Origin of the sequence: Pseudidiomarina sp. (genome assembly GCF_048267825.1) — a bacterium.
Classification (GTDB): domain Bacteria; phylum Pseudomonadota; class Gammaproteobacteria; order Enterobacterales; family Alteromonadaceae; genus Pseudidiomarina.
In genome coordinates, this window is record NZ_JBLWWR010000005.1 from 87,934 (window position 1) to 106,683 (window position 18,750).

Sequence of the window (18,750 nt, forward strand, 5' to 3'; positions counted from 1 at the left end):
TCCGTGAGTCACAGCTAGTTAAATAAGTGAAGTAACACATCAATATGGCTGAAAAACGTAACATTTTCTTAGTTGGCCCTATGGGGGCCGGCAAAAGCACAATAGGGCGGCAACTTGCCCGCCAACTCCACCTCGAATTTTTTGACTCTGATACGGAAATAGAACGCCGTACCGGTGCAGATATCGCCTGGGTTTTTGAGTTAGAAGGCGAAGAAGGTTTCCGCGCACGCGAAGAAAAAGTTATTGAAGAGCTGACCGAAAATACCGGTATCGTGCTCGCAACAGGTGGTGGTTCTATCTTAAGCAAAGAAAGCCGCAACCGATTATCTGCGCGTGGTGTTGTGGTTTATCTGCAAACCACTATCGATAAGCAACTTGCTCGAACCCAGCGCGACAAACGTCGGCCTTTAATCGCTGAAGCCGAGAACCCGCGTGAAGTGCTTGAAGAGCTGGCTGACGAGCGCAATGCACTGTACGAAGAAATTGCCGACATTATTGTTCGCACGGATGAACAAAGTACGAAAGTTGTGATTGACCAAATTATCGAGAAAGTGGGTATATAAACATCACGTTTATCGTAAACTGGAGGCGCTCATGCAGGAAACCACACAACAAATCATCGTGGGCTTGGGTGAGCGCAGCTATCCGATTGATATCGGTGCAGGCTTATTAGCGCGCACCCCCCTTTTTGACAACCTTCCTAAACAACTACTCATTGTAACCAATACGGTTGTGGGGCCTTTGTACGAAGCAAAGGTTCGCGCACAGCTAACTGCGCATGACGTTGTGACACACACCATTGACGATGGCGAAAGCGCCAAAAGCCTGGTTAATTTCGGGGCTATTATCGACACGCTTATTGCGCACAATTTTAATCGCGACTGTGCGGTTATTGCGCTAGGCGGTGGTGTAGTTGGCGATTTAGCCGGATTCGTTGCGGCCACTTATCAGCGCGGTGTGGATTTTTACCAAATACCCACCACCTTACTGGCGCAAGTTGACTCATCGGTGGGTGGAAAAACTGCCATCAATCATCTCGGCGGTAAAAACCTTGTTGGTGCCTTTTATCAGCCGCAAGGCGTACTTATCGATACGCAGTGCTTAAGCACCCTTAACGATCGCGATTATGCCTGTGGCCTTGCGGAAGTGGTCAAATACGGCATCATAGCCGATGCTGATTTCTTTGCCTGGCTAGAAGCCCACCAACATGACTTGAATCAGCGCAATGCTGCGGCATTAACCTACGCCATTCGACGCAGCTGCGAGATTAAAGCGGACGTTGTTGCGGCTGACGAGCGCGAGCAATCGGTACGGGCATTGTTAAACTTGGGGCATACCTTTGGCCATGCGATTGAGGCGGCCCACTACGAATCGTGGAAACACGGTGAAGCCGTTGCTGCAGGCACCATGATAGCAGCAACCTTAATGCACCAGTTGGGTGAGCTCAGCGCCGCCGAGTTAACCCGTATTGAAACCCTTCTGAGTGGACTAAAACTGCCCGTGCGTGCGCCGAAAATGCCATTGGAACGGTGGCAGACGTTTATGCAACGTGATAAAAAAGTAAAAGGCGGCACACTGCGTTTTGTGCTGCCTACCGCCATTGGCGCAGCTTGTTTGCGGCCCATTTCCGATTGGCAAGCCATTGGCGCAGCCATTGCTGCAATGAGTCATGCTGACGCACGTAGCCCCTTGTAAAATGAGCACGCAACATGAGTAAGCAACGCGCCTTCCTAAAATGGGCTGGCGGTAAATACAACCTCATCGAACCGATTACCGCTGTGTTGCCAGAAGGCAACAAGCTGATTGAGCCTTTTGTCGGTGCGGGCTCGGTATTCTTAAATACCAATTACCCCAGTTACTTACTGAATGATGTAAACCCGGATTTAATCACTCTATTCAAAACCGTGAAGCGCCGGCCCATGCGCTTTATCGAAGACGCACGCAAACTGTTCTCTACGGCCAATAATACGCCCGAGGCCTATTACGCGTTGCGTAAGCAGTTTAACGCCACTACCGATGGCTATGAACGCTCGTTATTGTTCCTGTATTTAAACCGCCATGGTTACAATGGGCTCTGCCGCTATAATTTATCAGGCCAATTCAACGTGCCGTTCGGACAATACCTACGCCCCTATTTTCCACGCGCTGAAATCGAGTTCTTTGCCGAAAAAGCGCAACGCGCAACCTTTACCTGCATGAGTTTTGAAAAAGTATTTCGACGGGCTCGCAAAGGCGACGTAGTGTATTGCGATCCGCCCTATGCGCCACTGAGCTTGACGGCTAATTTCACCAGCTATTCCAGCGGCGGCTTTAGCATTGCTCATCAAACCGAGTTGGCGCGCCGCGCTGAACAGACAGCGCGTAAACGCGGCATACCGGTACTAATTAGTAATCACGACACTGACTTTACCCGTTTACTGTACAAGAAGGCGCAGTTGGAAACTTTGCAGGTATCACGGTTTATTAGCCCGAAAGGCGAAAGCCGTGGCAAAGTTGCCGAACTGCTGGCTTTGTATCAATATGACAACCGCGCCAATGTGGTCGTGCTTAATCCCCAACTTCGGAAGCGTGCACAATGAACTGGCAACTAAAAACCTTTGCTGCGTTGAACACCAATGAACTGTATACGCTACTGCAGCGCCGTGAACAGGTGTTTGTGGTCGAGCAAGCTTGCCCCTATCTCGATGCGGACGGTGCCGATACCCAGGCATTGCACCTTTGGGCCGATAGTGACCACGAGGCAATGATTGCCTACGCGCGGATATTTCTTGGCCAGGGTGGCGATGCCTACAGCCGTATAGGTCGCGTGTTAACAGTGCAATCGGTACGGCGCACGGGCATTGGCCGTGAGTTAATGCAGCGCGCAATTGATATCTGCCGTGAGTACACGCCTGAACTGCCAATTCGTCTCGGCGCGCAAGTCTATTTGCGTGCGTTTTACGAGAGCTTTGGTTTTGTCGCAATCAGTGCCGAATACTTAGAAGACGACATTCCACACATTGATATGGAATTGCGCCCGTGAGCGAAGCACTTGCCGATAGCTTGCTATACGGCTTGGTGGTGTTGGATGCGTCAACAACCGATGCCCAACGCGAGGCCATTCTCAGCCAAGGCATTACCTTGTGTGAAGCAGCGCAGTGTAACCATCGGTTTCACCTCGAGTTGAGTACTACCGGCTTGCAATTACGTTGGCTTGAGCACCCCAAGATGCTACCGTTGCGGATTGATTTTCAAACCGGTAAGCATGCCTTTCGTGCCGCACAAGCGCGGATAAAAGATGAAGCCATTGCCCGCGCTTGTGGTTTGCAGAAAATGAAGCAACCACACATTCTTGATGGTACCGCAGGGCTTGGCCGCGATGCTCTTGTGCTGGCCCAGCTTGGTGCCCGTGTTGGCCTTAATGAGCGTCATCCCGTTGTCGCTTTGTTGCTGCAAGATGGGCTGCGTCGTTTATATCAAAACGCCCAAGAATGGCAACAGCGACTATACTTTGCGGGTACAGATTGCTTTTCAGCAGTCTCCGCCGATGTTTATGACGTGATTTATTTGGACCCAATGTATCCAAAGAGTGATCGCAAAGCCAAAGCGGCCGTAAAAAAAGACATGCAAATGTTTCAACACCTTGTAGGTAGCGACACTGACGCTGATGCGTTGTTAGCCGCAGCAATGCGCATGGCAATTCATCGCGTTGTTGTCAAACGCCCACAACACGCCGATTTTTTGGCCGGGGTGAAACCCGATGCCCAAGTGATCAGTAAAAAACATCGATTCGACATTTATTTTCCGGAGCAACATAATGATTAAAACTAATGACCGTATTCCCGCTGGCACACTCACTGCACTTGGTGAAGTGGGTATGCAGCAATTCAACCCAGCTGAACTTTTTGACAAGGGCACGCACATTTTGTTTGCTGTACCTGGTGCCTTTACCCCAACTTGTTCAGAAAAACACTTACCTGGTTTCGTTGAACACGCAGCCGAACTGAAAAAACACGGCGTACAAACCATTGCCTGTGTTGCCGTAAATGACGCTTTTGTGATGAAAGCTTGGGGCAAAGCGCTGAATGTTGGCGATAGCGTGATGTTATTGTCTGACGGCGATGCTTCGTACCATCGTGAACTCGGTTTAATTAAAGAAACCGGTAGCTTTGGTGGCACCCGTGCTGAGCGTTACGCCATGGTGATTACCGATGGCGTTATCACGCATCTGTTTGTGGAAGATGAAAAATCCTACGGCGTTAGCAGCGCTGAACATGTGTTAGAAGCATTGAAAAAAGGCTAAGCACATTCATGGCTGACTCAAGCACACTGGACGTGATTGTGATTGGGGCCGGCGCTGCCGGCCTCCATTGTGCAGCCACAGCCGCCAAGCGAGGCAAACGCGTACTGGTGTTAGATCACGCCAAACAGGCCGGTAAGAAAATACTTATCTCCGGCGGTGGCCGCTGTAACTTCACCAATATGTACGCCAGTGCTGAAAACTTCCTGTCAGAAAACCCGCATTTTTGTAAGTCTGCACTAAGCCGTTATACCCAATGGGACTTTATTGGGTTAGTAAATGACTATGGCATTGCTTACCACGAAAAAACGCTTGGCCAACTTTTCTGTGACCACAGCGCCAAAGATATTGTGGCGATGCTCATGGCGGAATGCAGTAAACATGGCGCCAAAGTTCAGTTGCGTACTGAAGTGCAGCGCGTGGAGGCAACGGCTGATGGTTATGTGGTGCATACCTCTAGCGGTATGTTGCAAGCCAGCAAACTGGTTGTCGCCTGCGGTGGGCTTTCCATGCCCAAACTCGGCGCCACGCCGCTGGGCTACCAAATAGCTGAACAGTTTGGCCATCGTATTGTGCCAGTGCGCGCGGGTCTTGTGCCCTTCACCCTGCATGAAGCAGATAAAGAACGTTATGCTGAGCTCTCTGGCCTAGCCGTTGATGTGGTGGCTGAAAACGAGCGCGCCAGCTTTAAAGAAGCCTTATTGTTCACGCATCGCGGCGTATCCGGCCCTTCCATGCTACAAATTTCATCGTATTGGTTTCCCGGTGAAACGGTTTCCGTGAACCTGCTACCCGATGAAGACTGCTTTGCACGCTTAAATGAACTGCGCCAAAGTAGACCGCGCATGAGCCTGCGCAGCGTGATTCAAGAATGGTTCCCAAAACGCCTTGCGCTAACACTATGCGACCAATACCAGTGGCCTGATAAGAACCTAGCCGACTGCACCAACAGTTTGTTGCAGCGCGTCGCCGACACCCTGCATGCATGGCAGCTTAAGCCGAATGGCACCGAGGGCTATCGCACCGCTGAAGTTACTCTTGGCGGCGTAGACACCAATCAAGTGAGTTCAAAAACGATGGAAAGCCGACTGCAACCTGGCTTGTTTTTTATCGGTGAAGTCATTGACGTGACTGGCTGGTTGGGCGGCTACAATTTCCAATGGGCCTGGAGCAGCGGCTGGGTTTGCGGCGAAAGCGTTTAAGCACTCAATATACTTTTAGAATCCATCCTCAGCTTAAACTTATGAAGCTCTGTGCATGCTTTGATTTGGTAATATAAAAAATCCGTAGCTAGAATTAACTAACTACGGATTTTACGCCATTTGCAATGCTCACTCGGTTGCTTGCTAAACTATTTAGTCAGCACTCGGTGAGCATATTAGTAGCCAAATGACTGACTTTTATTTACATTGCCTGGCGTACTTGGAGCTGGATTTTTCCATAAGAAGTCACTGTATTGGATGCCCGAGCCACTTAACTGCAAGGACGTATTTACCGGTGAATCAGCCGACTCCGTAACGCCAACTTGTTCAGCTTGCATGCCGGTTGCCGGCCCTGATGTTGCCGTTAATGAGCCTTCGTAGCTTATAAATTGCACCACTTGTCCTTGCGCATCAATCAACGCAAGACCATCTGGGGAACCATTTTGCATACCAACAAAATCAAACGCTAAAGTGCCAAAACCACCTTGTTTGTCGCTGATAACACCAGAGAGCGAAACCGTTGCGTAAACCTCGCCGTTACTACCGTTGTATCCCAGAACCGACCAACCAACAAGATCACTTCCGGCAGTGCCAGCTAGTTCAACAAACTCATTACGATCACCACCTTTATTGTCGTAGTGAAATTCATTGATCCATACCACAGGCGTTACTGGTGGCGCAGTGACATTAACTAGCGCAGAGCTTTGGTCCGTCCCAGTCGCGTTATCGGTTACGGTTAGTATTACAGTATATTCACCCGCTGTCGCAAAGGTATGGGCCGTCAAAGCTCCGGCTGCTGTATTACCATCACCAAAGTCCCATTGATGCGACACCACGCTGCCATCCGAGTCACTGCTACTCGACCCATCAAACTGGCATTCCAAGTGCGTACAAGTCGTGGTAAATACCGCATTTGGTAAAGTATTAACTGGAGCACTACTTACAATACTTTGCCCCGCATTAATGTTTCCTGCTGTCGCAACTTGCGCCGTTTGCCAAGTGAAGTCACTGTATTGGCTACCGCTACCCGATAACTGAAGAGAATAACCCACAGGCGTTGAGCTCGTTTCACTGACACCAATGTCTTGCGATGATTGTCCCGCAGCAGGGCCGTCCGTTGCCGTCATTACGCCTTCATAGCTTAGAAACTGTACTACGCCGCCTTGCGCATCTATTAACGCAACACCGTCTGGCGCACCATTTTGTAAACCACTAATGGCAATACTGATGGTACCAACACCATTACTTTCATCCGTCAGAACACCGTTCATGTTGGCAGTTGCGTATGCAGTGCCTCCATTACCGTTATAAGCTACTATCTGCCAACCGGCCAAATCGGTCCCCGCACTACCGGCAACTTCAACAAATTCTCCAGTATCAGTTCCGTCATTGTCATAATGAATTTCGTTAATCCAAACGCTGGCCACTTGCGTGCCGCCATTGGCTGTTGCGAAAGCTTCCGCACTTAAAGCTGATTCATTTCCTGAACTATCAACTGCAGTAACCACATAGTAATAGGTGGTTCCGCCCGAAATACTATAATCATCATACGCTGCAGAACTAATAACTGCGCTAGTTAGACGACTATAACCATTACCAGAGGTTGTGCTGCGGTAAACATGGTAACCCACCAGATCAGTTTCGGCATTTTCGTTCCACGCTACAGCAACTAAACCGTTCCCGGCTGAAGCACTGACATAAACAGGAGCCGCGGGCGCTGTCGTATCACCACCACTGCTGCCACAAACATTTTCAAAAACACAGCTGGCATATTCTGGGTGATCGATAAACGGGTTACGATTGCCTTGAAATGAATACACTGTGTCATTACGCCGGCGCTCGAAATCATCAACCGGGTCTTCTTTGTGCCACTGTAAAAGAACTGTTTTAAGCCCCATATATGCAACAGAGATATTACTGCCCTGGTTTGATTGTGCAATCAGAGTGCGATCGTCGGTAAGAACCAAATCCGGTTCGCTATGGCCTGTTACACCGTGGACGCCACCTTCATAGCGCACCGCCATATACATTAAGGCACGAGCAACATCACCTCGACGCCCCGACCAAGTTTCCCAACTGCCGGCATCAAACGAACCTTCAGTCCAATTAGACTGACTTGAACTACCGCCTCGCCCATTATTAAATTCGGTCGGCTTTTCGATACATGTCGACGTGCAATTAGCGTAGGGTTTATTACTGCGACTGGAGTTATAACCGCTATCAGAAATAAATAAATGGTGTGCGTCGGTGTAGGCGTAGTTGGAACTACCATCATTTGGAAATCCATAAGACTTCGGCCAGCTGTGCTCGCGGTTATACAGCGTATTTCCACCGCCGACTTTGCCGTAACTGGCATTTTTATAAATATCTATAACGTTATTCGGATTATCTGGATTTTCATCGGCTGCCTCTAATATATCCCACGTATCTGTGCTACTTGATGTGTATGGAAAACGTTGATGGTCATCGATAATTTCGTGAAGTGATTGCTGTAATGCTTGTGCGCTAGTTTGGTCTACTGCATTATAATAACCGGTAGGAGGGGCTGCAGCAGTTGTAAATGAAAAGAATGAAAAACAAATTACTGCCAGTATGCTCTGCTTTATAACGTTCTGTTTTGAAAAGTCGCTCATCGATTTACCCTTATAGTTTTTATAGGTAATTGGTGTATACATCGAATGCTTATTGCAAATTAAGCTTAATCAAGAATGAAAACACTGCTCATTAATTAACCTAACCTTTGCAAAGGCAAGCGCATTAAATCATGTATTTATTAATTTCCAATGACATATTTGAGAAATAAAAAAGGCACCTAATGGTGTAATCCCGATCAGTTAAGGAATTCTCTAGCTCATCGGCTGAGGAAGCTTATAGGTATGAAAAAACTGCAGAAATTAGGTCGGTCAAAAAATATTCGGAAAAAAGCCGCAATGCGTTGCTTGTCCTGTCAAACGAGCGAGTATCGGCATTAACGGCTTATTCATCATTACGTTTATTGAGCCTTAAGCTGCTGTAGGCTTTCTTCAACAACAGCTTTTAACTCATTGTATTCCACATAGCCCGGAATCGTGCGGCCGCCAACCATAATTGCTGGCGTTCCGCGCAATTGGAAGTCGGTAAATACGCGGTAATTACGCTCAATGATAGTCGGCGTAGCATTGGCGCTGTTCAACTGTGAACGGGTACCTGTTTTACGGGCAATCTGTTCCAGTGACGTGCCGGTATGCAAACCATTTTTCGCATACAGCAATTCATGCACATCCGCGAACTGGGCGGGCTGATTTTGCCATACGTTCAAGGCGAAATTGGCTGGGTTTAACTTGCCGCCTTGCACATTTTGCTGACGCAATGGCACCAGCACATTAACCACTTTTACCTGTGGGAATTCTGCAATTAACTTCTGCAAATGTGGCTCTAAACGTTTGCAAAACGGGCAATCGTAATCGGTGAACACAATAATACTCAACTCTGCGTTTTCGGCACCGAACCATGGGTGCGCATCGTCGTTATCGAATAACCACTTGCCATGTTCGCGCTGTGCGTTAAGCGTCGATTTTTTGCTGGCAATGTATTGTTCAAGACTGGCCAAGACACTTGGGATTACTTCAGGGTTTTCAGCCAGAAGTTCGCTGATTTGTTTCAGTTGCTGCGCTTGCTGATCGCCTTGCTGGGCGTTTGCTGGAACGCTGAATACCATCATAACTGTGAATACTGTGCTTAAAAGGTACTTCATAACTTCTCCAATTAATGTGTGAGCCGCGCCCACCAAAGGCGCAACCACAAACCTACCGGCGTTGATGCACCGGTGGTGTAAGAAACAATTTCGCCGTTGGCAATAATCGCAACTGTTGGGGTTGCCGTTACTTGCCAGCGACGCGCAAGCCCGCCCGTATTATCGTTTACGGTAACGAACTGATAGTCGTGTTCGCGCAAAAAATGTTGTACCCGTTCATCGGTTCCAGAGCGGATAGCAACGGTGAACACCTGATGGCTGTCTGACAGCCAATTGATTGACGGTGAAACCCAATCACAAATTGGGCACCAGGTTGCCCAAAAATAGACCAATACTGGCTGCTCATGGCTAAGCGCAACAACATCGGTTTGCTGTTGCTCTAACGTCACTAAGGTTAACGCATCAATTTCACCTGATGGTAACCCACGACCGCGCCAGCTATCTACCGCGTAGCTTATTGCGATAAACAAGACTAAGTAAATCAGAACCGACTTGATAATCTTCATTCGCGAGCCTGCTCAATGGCCGACAATACCGCATTATCGGTCAGTATGACCGGTAGCGGAATGCCCTGCGGAGCGCCCGGCCCATAAACTTGATTGAACGGCACGCCATAACGCCCGTAACTGTGCAGATAATCGGTAATGGCCTGATTTGGGCGGGTCCAATCGCCTTGCATCAACACCACGTTATCAGCGCGTAACGCGCTGGCCACAGGGTCTTGCAGTAGTACGCCTATTTTATTGGCTTGGCAGGTCACGCACCAATCAGCGGTTACATCAACAAACACAACCTGCCCTTGTGCCACGGCTGAAGCAATTGCACTTGGCTTCAACGGTTGCCAAGGATGCTGCTCAAGCGCCTTAGGGCTGCTGGTCCAGCTGCTTGCAACTAGGGCTACACCGCTTAAGAGCAACACTGTGGCAAGGCTTATAAGCACGCCTTTACCACCATGGCGGCGATACGCTAACCAAAATGCAAATGCGACGAAGCTTATTAGCAGCGCTACGAATACCGCGCGGGTTAAATGATTGGCGAGCAAACTTACCAGCCATGCCGTAGTAAGCAACAGTAGGCCGGCAAATACGCGATTCACCCATTGCAGCCACGGCCCTGGTTTTGGCAGCTTCTGTGCAAGCCCTGGCCACACTGCGACCGCCAACCACGGCAGCGCCATACCGACACCCAAGGTGATAAAAATAAGCAGTAATTGTACATTTGAAGCGGCTAACGCAAAGGCCACTGCGGTACCTAAAAATGGTGCCGTACAGGGTGTAGCTAATAACGTTGCAAACATGCCTTGTACAAAATAGCCTGTTGTTGACTGGTTGCCGCGCGCCGCAACCCATTGCCGCATGCCGTGCGGCAATTGCAGTGTCCATAAGCCGCTAACTGATAACGCGAAGAGGCCGATTACCAGCGCCATGCCCCCAATAAAATATGGGTTCTGGAACTGAATGCCCCAACCAATCGCATGGCCACCCAGCTTGAGCGCCATAATCATCAACGCCAGCAATACAAACGACGTGATAATACCCAGCGCTGATGCAACAAACTGGCGGCGAATTTGGCCTCGTGCTCTGTCAGCACCAACAAGCCCTTGCATTTTCAAGCCTAAAACCGGAAGCACGCAGGGCATAATATTTAGAATTAGGCCACCTAATAAGGCCAGCGGCAACATATACCAGAAACTGGTTGATACAGCGGGTTCGGAAATTGTCCCGGCCGTTGCAACCGCCGTTTGCTCCCCTCGCACCAGATTATCGGCAACAGTCACGTGCAGCGTTTCACCCACCAAATTCGGCTGCTCCAACCAATGTGAGATGGCAAAGTGTGCGGTAAGACGATTGCCATCGTGCTGCTGATACACCTGCTCAATCGTTAAATCGGTTAACTCTTGTTGCAAGCTATCCACAAAAATACGCGGTTGTTGCCAGCCATCAGCGTTTTCAACCGTCACCGATAGTTGTTGTTGGCTTGCTGACCAAATCAACTGCTCGACCCGCAGTAATGGGTGATCACGATGGGGGAGTCTGCTCTGCGCCTGCTCTAGTAAGAACATGGCATCCATGTCCGTACGCAGCTCACTGGGCGTAAAGTTCAGTGCAATTGGGTAGTCCGAAATGACACAAATATTGGTGCAACTCGCCAAGGTTAGCGTGCCCTGTAAAGACACCGGTTGCTGCCAATTTTGCACTTCAATTTGCAGTGGAAAGTTAACATCCCCCTGGTAACCGACAGTTTCAATACCCTGCACGCTAAAACGCTCAGGCACGGGGAAACGCCAATTCACTGCAGCAATATTTGCTGATTCCGCTTGCCAGGCTAATTGTGGAGGCACGCCACCTTCACCGGGAGTTCGCCAATAAGTTTTCCAGTCGTCTGCTAATTTCACTTGTAACAGTGCATCAACTGTCAGGGCATCACGGTCAATTTTACCTGGCACAACAAGGCGCACTTGCACAGGCTGATGCGACTCAAGCTGCTGCCAGTCGGTTGCGACTTGCGCCTGCACTGAACTGCTTAGCAGCAGAAGCAAGGTAACAAGCTGCCAAATTACTAAATGCTGTTTCATAAATTTATCTCATGTATTCAGTTACTTCACTGCCACTAGCTATGGCAGCACAACGTATGCACGACGTGTTGCGTTATTCGTTGAATACACAAAAAACAAGGTGGGGGCGACATCGCCTCCGCGCGGGGGGCGTTTGAATAGATGCTTTGGTGACAAGGCCAATACTGACAAGAATTAAAAACCCAACAAAAAGTGATGTTGCTGCAGCGCTGTCGAGAATATTGAGGTGAGCTTGCTGCAACAGCTGTGATGAGCTGTCACATTCAACCAAGCTTGTTCCAGCTTCAGTTTGATGCTGGCTGTGCTGCGCTTGCGGACATTGCGTTGGCACCCAAGTGCTTTGCTGCCCCCAACATAAGAACAGCACGCAAAATACCGCCACTAAGGCGGTATACGCACGTTTTCTGTCAGCTTGACTGCGTTGCATCGTTACTCGTTTTATTCGTTATTCGTTCAACTGGCGCCCATGCCACCGTCGACACGATATTGGCATCCAGTAATAAAGGTGCTTTCATCAGACGCCAAAAACAGAAGTAAGTTCGCGACATCGATAGGCTCACCATAATGCTGCATTGGGATGATTTGTTCAAACTAGTTTTGTACTTCTTTGCCATGTCCAGGATTCATCGCCTCTTCAATGGCGCGCATCATGCGTGTGTGGATTGGTGACGGATGCACAGAGTTCACCCGAACGCCAAATGGGGCAACTTCAACGGCCGCTGATTTGGTTAAGCCAACCACCGCATGTTTGGATGCCACATAGGGACTCATATTGGCGAAACCGTCTAGTCCCGCCACGGACGACATATTAATCACGCTACCTGACTTGGCCTTAATTAAATGCGGAAGCACGTATTTCATACCCAGAAAAACACCACGCACGTTTACGGCAATGACGCGATCAAAATGACTGGATTCTTGCTCGTGCGTTGGGGCGGGCTTGCATTCAATGCCAGCGTTATTTACAAGCACATCAATTGCACCAAAATGGTGCAAAGCAGCATCGACATATTTTTTGGTGTTGTCTTCATTAGACACATCCGCGGCGACACTGAACACGCGCTCCGGATGCCCTAAATGCTGTTCAGCCTGCTCAAGATCGGCTTCTTTTAAGTCCACCAGCACAACTTTTGCGCCCTCGCGCAGAAACAGTGCGGCCGTGGCAAGACCAATACCTGCCGCACCACCTGTAATAACAGCTACTTTATCTTCAAGACGGGGCATCGCACACCTCCAATTAACTCATGAGTGTGCGATCAACTATAGATTATATTTTGTACTGTTTTATGATCTCGGGTAAGTTTTTTGCTAGCCCCAGCGCCTACCAAAGTAATGCAACGATACCCAGCACAATAAATACAGTGGCAGCAACATATCGTGCTAAGTCTAGGGGCAACTTCTGCATTAATTTGCCGCCCAACAATACGATTGGCACATTGGCAATCATCATGCCGATAGTTGTTCCCATCGTCACTGCGACCACACTGCTGTATTGCGCACCTAATACAACAGTTGCCACCTGTGTTTTGTCACCTATTTCAGCCACAAAAAATAGAATGGTCGTTGCAATAAATGCACCATATTTACGCACTTCGTTGTGTTCCTCGTCGTCGAGCTTGTCAGGAATTAGCACCCACAAGCCCACCGCGATAAAACATGCTGCAACAATATAGGTGGCAATATCTTCTGGCAGCACGCCAACAACCCAGCTGCCAAACCAGGCTGATATGAAATGATTGAGCACTGTTGCCACAAAAATACCCGCAACAATCGACCATTTATGCCGATAACGTGCGGCTAAAAATAAACTGAGCAGTTGAGTTTTATCACCTATTTCAGCCAGTGCCACAGTGAGCGTTGAGGTAAGAAATGCGTCCAAATCGGGCTCCTCAAGAAAGTAGGCGCGCAGTTTATCGGCAATTCCCTCAATCGGCAACCGAGCCTCAAAGTTAGCTTTGCTATCTCTTTACAAACCAGATGGGAATAATCTGCATTGTCGCAGCGTTATCGAGGTGTCACTACGACATAACGGAGGAATCATTATGAAAAACGTATTTAAATTTAACGTAATTGCTTTATCACTTGCTCTCACATCAGGTGCTGCTTTCGCACAAGAGGCATCAGTAAGCGCTAACGCCTCTGTTGCAGCACAACAATCGGTTTCGGCCAATGCAGAAAATGATCAAGCCGAGGCAAATACTGATGTCTCTGCAAGTGCAAATGCATCTGCGCAAGCGCAAGCTTCAAGCGAAGGTGCTCCGGCTGACCAAGAGCAGGCCGACCCAGGTCAACCTGATACCTCAGAGTCTGAAGACGAAGGTGGCGAGCTGGTTACCAACGCGCAGCAAAGCCTATCAAGCCAAGCTGACGCTTCTCTCGACACAATGAACAGCGTCCAGTCTGAGGTTGATGGCACAGTTAGCTCGGCAATTGATGTGGCGCAAAGTGCCGCAGGAAGCGTTTCCGCAACCGTCAATGACACCGTGGATTCAACGGTATCTGGCGCCATCGAAACAGCCTCTGAAGCTGCAGTAACGGATAGTGTGAATGGCACCATCAACGACACCATCAATAGTTCAGTGGAGTCGACTGTTGATACAACCGTTCGCAATACCATTCGCGGCAACATTGGTAACTAATCCAGTCTGATTGGCGTTGATAACGTGGGGCTAGCTATGTGGCTAGCTCCACATTTTTCGAGGAGGAAACACCATGAAAACGACATCGCTTATTTTTGGTTGCACCCTGGTAAGTTTGCTGCCAAACCTTGTGAGCGCTGATGAACAACGATTCAGCTGGCAGGGTAAGTTGGAAGCGGGCTACGTTTACGACAGCAATGTGACCGTGCGTGAACTTGACGCCACCACCAATCAATCCGACCAAGCAGCTCTGCTGGACGGGAGCCTTTCATTAAAGTGGAACCCGTGGGCAAATTTGCAGGTGAATGCCGGGGTAAACCATAGTGAAACCCTATATCGCGACCAAGATGATTTTGATTTGGCCATTACCACCGTGCATGGCGATTTATCTTATGACTTTAGTGCATTGACAGTGGGATTAAGCCGTCACGATGCACAAGCGGATCTGGCTAATCGAGCATTTATGGATTACCAGCAAGATGCGTTTTATTTATCCCGTTTGTGGGGAGCGCACTGGTACACTCGATTCGCGCTACAAGACATTGATAAAACCTTTGCGCAAGTACCGGAGCGTAACGCCACCGCGCGCGCTTATACCGGTGACATCTACTGGTTCACACCCTCAGCTGAAAGTTATATTTTGGTGGGATACACCTATCACGACGAAACTGCCGTTGATCCCGAGTTAAGTTATCAGGAACCGCAGTACCGCCTGACTTGGCAAACACAAACATCGGGTTGGGGCGGCACGCATCGCTGGCAGTTGGCCTTGCAGTGGCAGCAACGCGATTATGCCGCACCCATGCAACTGTTGGATGGCGAAGCACGTGAAGAACAACGCTTCAGTGTACGCGGCCAATGGGATATTCCGCTTACCGCATCCGTAACGCTAACGCCAACACTTGAATATGTTGATAACCAGTCAAACTTTGATGCCGTTGACTATGATGAAACACGGGCGGGCGTTCGGCTTGGTTTTTCGTTTTAAGCGCCATGCATCATTTTGGCACTAATAGGCCGAACCCAAACACGGAATCACGTCCTTTCCCACCCAAATCCACCACCCGTTGCTGCAACAAATCACGCACGTCAGTAGCGGGTGCGGTGGACTGCTCAAACCACAAACACGCTGCTGCTGCCGCAACAACGGGTGCCGCCATGGACGTTCCTGTTTCATATCCAACGTTGCCGTCGCGCCTTGCAGTACTTACCTGCACGCCTCGGGCAGTAAACTCAACATAGTCACCTTGATTTGCCCACCGGTAAATCTGCCCTTGCGCATCAGCGGCGGTTACCGCAATTACATCATCATAGGCAGCTGGGTAATTCGCCGGTGCGGCGGGGCCATTATTGCCAACCGCGGCAACCAGCAAAACATTGCGTTCAGAGAGTCGCTTTACAGCTTGCTCCAATAACGCATTAGCGGGCCCAGTGAGGGACAGATTAATCACTTTAACATGCTGCTCCGCAAGCCAATTCATTGCTTCCAACAACGGCAACAAAGCGGCACCTTGCTGCATGGCATTATGCCGATGAAAAATTGCCGCGCTATAAAGCTTAGCCCTTGGAACGAGGCTGATATAGTCGTCATGCGCTCCTATTAATAGCCCTGCAACTGCTGTGCCGTGGGCGGTTGGCTGCGCAATGTCTGCTTGAAGAAAATCTTTCTGCACAATAGTCTGCTGCGCAAATGCCGGGTGTGAGGTATCTATTGCTGTGTCAATCATTCCAATTGTTACGGGCGCTTCGCACCATTGCTGCTGAGTAAATTGCGCACGCGAAGTTCCGGCATCGTTGCTTTGTGCATCGTAAACAAAATGGCGCACTAACGATGCAGCAGCAGCTTTGGAAAATTTATTTCGCAGTAATGTTTCATCATTCATTTCGGCGGGCACCTTAAAGCGCAACACCGTTACATCCAGTGCCCCCAATGTTTGTTTGGCAAGCACTTGCGCACCTATTTGCTGCAGCGCATGTTCGGCTTCGGCAGACGCCACAATCAGCCATTCCCGCTCAAGTACACGGTTGCCATTGGCCAGTGTCACTTCTGCAAATAGCTCCTGCTGGTTCGAGTCCAGTACCGCTAAGCGCTCGGTAACGTCGGGCAGCACCGTGATTGCGGTTGAGTTGATGTCTTGCGTAAGACGTTGCGCTGACTCCGGAACCTGATCTTGCACCCTTTGTTGAACGCGGTTTTGCACTTCATCACGCACCGTTTGGGTGGTGCGTTGAATATCTTGCAGCGCAGGCTGTATCGTATTATCAATGACTTGCGCATAACCAACCGTTGGTAAAACCAAGGTTAATAATGCCAATTGCAGTAATCGCGGCGTGACATTTTGTGCTAGCTTTATAGTCATAACGTTGTACCTCGTGCAGAAGAACCGATGTGTACTCGGTTAACGGTTCCCAGCAAAAAAAATTCCATACCCATGGAATAAATCATACGTGCCGTTCGTTACCAAGGTAGCACAGGATGAATTTTCTCTGTTTTAGCTAACGCAACTTGGGAATAACGATGACAACAACACAAGTTAAACAACAGCTTAGCTCACTATTGCCAGCATTGCGGCGTTTTGCGTTATCGCTGTGCGGTAACCTTGCCGATGCCGATGACTTACTTCAGTCTACCGTCGAGCGCATGCTAACACGCCCAATACCGGACGACGTTGAGCTTCTTGCTTGGGCTTTTAGAGTATGCCGCAACGCTTGGATTGATGAGCATCGCGCACGTAAAGTTCGTGAAAATGCGACGCAGCGTGAAGAATTACAGCAAACGACGAGCCCGGACGATGCCCAACGTGTGCATGACCAGATGGAATTGCATGAAATAGATGCAGCACTTGCTGGGCTACCTGATGATCAGCGCGCTGCGTTGGCATTGGTCGCAATTCAAGGCCTGAGTTATCGCCAAGCCGCTGAGATTCTTGATGTTCCCACCGGAACGGTCATGAGCCGACTGGCCCGTGCCCGCATTAAACTCGTTGAACTATTGCAGCAGCCGAGTCCTTCATCGGGCGATAACGGTTCAAAGGGAGCACCTTATGTTCATTGATGACGTTAAATTATCAGCTTTTCTCGACAATGAACTTGAACCCAGTGAAGCTGAAGCCATTCGTGCGCAACTGGAAATAGATGACACTTTGGCAGAACGTTTATCCGCCTTAGCGATGGTTGATTTACAGGTTGGTGAGCGCTTAGACGCACAACTGCAACAACCCATTCCAGCACATATTTATGCGTTGCTTGAGGAACCTGCAGAAGCTCCCAACGTCGTTTCAATGGGCCGCTGGCAGCAGGTTCGCAATGCGCTGAAGGAGCACGTAGCTATGGCAGCTGGCGTGGCATTAATGGTGGGGTTCGGTTTCGGACAGTGGTTACCTGGCTCAACGGACTCAGGCGTCAATCATGACGTGGCCTTCGCACTTGAAACGCAACCAAGTGGCATTCCGTATCAGCTTGATGCGGATACCACACTGACGGCACAACTCACCTTTAAGGATGACCAAGGCGATTACTGCCGCCAATATCAGCTGACTCAGGCGCAACAAACCACCGTGGCCATACAATGCCGCCGCAGTGAGCAATGGCACGAAATTGCCAGTGTTCGTATGGTCACGCAAGCAAACAACGCCACATATCAAACGGCGTCAGGGCAACACGTACTTGACCCGTTACTTGACCAAATGATGCGTTCGGCGCCATTAACGCCAGCGCAAGAAAAAGCAAAACTTATCGCGGCTTGGAAAGACTAAAAGCTGCATAAAAACGAAGGAGAACGACCATGAAAACACTGAATGTTATGTTGTTCGCAGTATTGGCTCTGGTACTTTCTGGCTGTAGCTCACAGCCCGACTATCGCAAAGCTGAAGGCTCGGGCTACGGCTACCAAGAAACCAAAATTTCCGATACGCAATACCGTGTAAGCTTCAAAGCGCGCGGTACCGACAAAACCAAAGCCATGGATTATGCCTTACTCCGCGCTGCCGAAGTCACACTCGAAAACGGGTATGACTGGTTTGTAGTGACGCATCGCGAAACGCTTGTTGATCGCGAGCGGGTGCAACCCGACACCAGTTTAGGCTATACCAGTTCACGCGATATGGTCACCCGCTGTGGCTTAGTCACATGCACCACCACCAGTTACCCGCGCACCAGCATGAGCGCTGGTGTACACATTGGTGGCAATGAATCGAGCGAAATTCAAAGTATTCTAGAAGTTAAACTCGGCAAAGGCATGCGCCCAGATACTGACTACAGCTTCAGTGCGCAAGAAGTAAAGGATAATCTTAGCCCGAAATAATAACTAGCCAGCACAATAT

Annotated in this window: 19 protein-coding genes and 1 pseudogene; 12 read left to right on the plus strand and 8 right to left on the minus strand. The window is 49.4% G+C overall.

Going from position 1 to position 18,750, the window contains the following annotated elements; all coding sequences use genetic code 11:
* The first annotated feature begins 44 nt into the window (after nucleotides 1-44).
* Genes aroK through ACN0UN_RS06110 form a run of 7 tightly spaced genes read left to right on the plus strand, consistent with a single transcriptional unit; the run spans nucleotide 45 to nucleotide 5,481 of the window.
* Nucleotides 45-563 carry a shikimate kinase AroK gene (aroK, locus tag ACN0UN_RS06080; protein ID WP_128352659.1) on the plus strand — a complete coding sequence of 173 codons (519 nt, stop codon included), beginning with the start codon at nucleotides 45-47 and terminating at the stop codon, nucleotides 561-563.
* A 31-nt stretch (nucleotides 564-594) separates the two neighbouring features.
* On the plus strand, nucleotides 595-1,695 hold the full coding sequence (aroB, locus tag ACN0UN_RS06085) for a 3-dehydroquinate synthase (protein WP_417659200.1): 1,101 nt from the start codon (nucleotides 595-597) through the stop codon (nucleotides 1,693-1,695).
* Nucleotides 1,696-1,709: 14 nt separating this feature from the next.
* The gene (locus ACN0UN_RS06090) at nucleotides 1,710-2,579 is read left to right on the plus strand and encodes a Dam family site-specific DNA-(adenine-N6)-methyltransferase (protein ID WP_128352661.1); all 870 of its coding nucleotides are present in this window, start codon (nucleotides 1,710-1,712) and stop codon (nucleotides 2,577-2,579) included.
* Nucleotides 2,576-3,022, plus strand: coding sequence for a GNAT family N-acetyltransferase (locus tag ACN0UN_RS06095; protein WP_417659201.1), 447 nt, complete (start codon nucleotides 2,576-2,578; stop codon nucleotides 3,020-3,022). Before ACN0UN_RS06090 ends, ACN0UN_RS06095 begins: the two co-directional genes overlap by 4 nt.
* On the plus strand, nucleotides 3,019-3,804 hold the full coding sequence (locus tag ACN0UN_RS06100) for a class I SAM-dependent methyltransferase (protein ID WP_417659202.1): 786 nt from the start codon (nucleotides 3,019-3,021) through the stop codon (nucleotides 3,802-3,804). Before ACN0UN_RS06095 ends, ACN0UN_RS06100 begins: the two co-directional genes overlap by 4 nt.
* Complete coding sequence (locus ACN0UN_RS06105) at nucleotides 3,797-4,282, plus strand: peroxiredoxin (protein WP_128352663.1); 486 nt, start codon at nucleotides 3,797-3,799, stop codon at nucleotides 4,280-4,282. The genes ACN0UN_RS06100 and ACN0UN_RS06105 overlap by 8 nt, the downstream gene beginning before the upstream one ends.
* Before the next feature lie 8 nt (nucleotides 4,283-4,290).
* A complete protein-coding gene (locus ACN0UN_RS06110; RefSeq protein WP_417659203.1) occupies nucleotides 4,291-5,481 on the plus strand; it encodes an NAD(P)/FAD-dependent oxidoreductase in 1,191 nt (396 codons plus the stop codon).
* A gap of 176 nt (nucleotides 5,482-5,657) precedes the next feature.
* Here the strand turns inward: ACN0UN_RS06110 and ACN0UN_RS06115 are convergent, their stop codons facing one another.
* The 7 genes and pseudogenes from ACN0UN_RS06115 to ACN0UN_RS06145 all read right to left on the minus strand — a co-directional run bounded on the left by ACN0UN_RS06115 (nucleotide 5,658) and on the right by ACN0UN_RS06145 (nucleotide 13,668).
* Nucleotides 5,658-8,114, minus strand: coding sequence for an endonuclease (locus ACN0UN_RS06115; RefSeq protein WP_417659204.1), 2,457 nt, complete (start codon nucleotides 8,112-8,114; stop codon nucleotides 5,658-5,660).
* A 359-nt stretch (nucleotides 8,115-8,473) separates the two neighbouring features.
* Nucleotides 8,474-9,214, minus strand: a complete 741-nt coding sequence (locus ACN0UN_RS06120; protein ID WP_417659205.1) for a DsbA family protein — start codon at nucleotides 9,212-9,214, stop codon at nucleotides 8,474-8,476.
* 11 nt (nucleotides 9,215-9,225) lie between these two features.
* Nucleotides 9,226-9,720 (minus strand): protein disulfide oxidoreductase, encoded by a 495-nt coding sequence (locus tag ACN0UN_RS06125; protein WP_417659206.1) that lies wholly within the window; start codon nucleotides 9,718-9,720, stop codon nucleotides 9,226-9,228.
* The gene (locus tag ACN0UN_RS06130) at nucleotides 9,717-11,789 is read right to left on the minus strand and encodes a protein-disulfide reductase DsbD family protein (RefSeq protein WP_417659207.1); all 2,073 of its coding nucleotides are present in this window, start codon (nucleotides 11,787-11,789) and stop codon (nucleotides 9,717-9,719) included. The genes ACN0UN_RS06125 and ACN0UN_RS06130 overlap by 4 nt, the downstream gene beginning before the upstream one ends.
* A 73-nt stretch (nucleotides 11,790-11,862) precedes the next feature.
* Complete coding sequence (locus tag ACN0UN_RS06135; protein ID WP_417659208.1) at nucleotides 11,863-12,216, minus strand: hypothetical protein; 354 nt, start codon at nucleotides 12,214-12,216, stop codon at nucleotides 11,863-11,865.
* 26 nt (nucleotides 12,217-12,242) lie between these two features.
* A pseudogene (locus tag ACN0UN_RS06140) lies at nucleotides 12,243-13,013 on the minus strand (SDR family NAD(P)-dependent oxidoreductase).
* Nucleotides 13,014-13,110: 97 nt separating this feature from the next.
* On the minus strand, nucleotides 13,111-13,668 hold the full coding sequence (locus ACN0UN_RS06145; protein ID WP_417659209.1) for a TMEM165/GDT1 family protein: 558 nt from the start codon (nucleotides 13,666-13,668) through the stop codon (nucleotides 13,111-13,113).
* A 163-nt stretch (nucleotides 13,669-13,831) separates the two neighbouring features.
* Here ACN0UN_RS06145 and ACN0UN_RS06150 point away from each other — a divergent pair, with 163 nt between their 5' ends.
* Together ACN0UN_RS06150 and ACN0UN_RS06155 are read left to right on the plus strand one after the other, a co-directional pair.
* Nucleotides 13,832-14,428: a hypothetical protein gene (locus ACN0UN_RS06150; protein ID WP_417659210.1), complete on the plus strand. Its 597-nt coding sequence runs from the start codon at nucleotides 13,832-13,834 to the stop codon at nucleotides 14,426-14,428.
* Nucleotides 14,429-14,501: 73 nt separating this feature from the next.
* Complete coding sequence (locus ACN0UN_RS06155; RefSeq protein WP_417659211.1) at nucleotides 14,502-15,416, plus strand: surface lipoprotein assembly modifier; 915 nt, start codon at nucleotides 14,502-14,504, stop codon at nucleotides 15,414-15,416.
* A 10-nt stretch (nucleotides 15,417-15,426) separates the two neighbouring features.
* On the opposite strand, the gene ACN0UN_RS06160 is transcribed toward ACN0UN_RS06155, so the two are convergent.
* Nucleotides 15,427-16,788, minus strand: coding sequence for a S8 family serine peptidase (locus tag ACN0UN_RS06160; RefSeq protein ID WP_417659212.1), 1,362 nt, complete (start codon nucleotides 16,786-16,788; stop codon nucleotides 15,427-15,429).
* Nucleotides 16,789-16,946: 158 nt separating this feature from the next.
* Between ACN0UN_RS06160 and ACN0UN_RS06165 the strand changes: the two genes are divergently transcribed.
* From ACN0UN_RS06165 to ACN0UN_RS06175, 3 genes are read left to right on the plus strand one after another with little or no spacing between them, the layout of a single operon-like run.
* Nucleotides 16,947-17,483 carry an RNA polymerase sigma factor gene (locus ACN0UN_RS06165; protein ID WP_417659213.1) on the plus strand — a complete coding sequence of 179 codons (537 nt, stop codon included), beginning with the start codon at nucleotides 16,947-16,949 and terminating at the stop codon, nucleotides 17,481-17,483.
* Nucleotides 17,473-18,183 carry a hypothetical protein gene (locus ACN0UN_RS06170; RefSeq protein ID WP_417659214.1) on the plus strand — a complete coding sequence of 237 codons (711 nt, stop codon included), beginning with the start codon at nucleotides 17,473-17,475 and terminating at the stop codon, nucleotides 18,181-18,183. The genes ACN0UN_RS06165 and ACN0UN_RS06170 overlap by 11 nt, the downstream gene beginning before the upstream one ends.
* A 29-nt stretch (nucleotides 18,184-18,212) precedes the next feature.
* Nucleotides 18,213-18,731, plus strand: a complete 519-nt coding sequence (locus ACN0UN_RS06175; RefSeq protein ID WP_417659215.1) for a CC0125/CC1285 family lipoprotein — start codon at nucleotides 18,213-18,215, stop codon at nucleotides 18,729-18,731.
* Nucleotides 18,732-18,750: the final 19 nt, after the last annotated feature.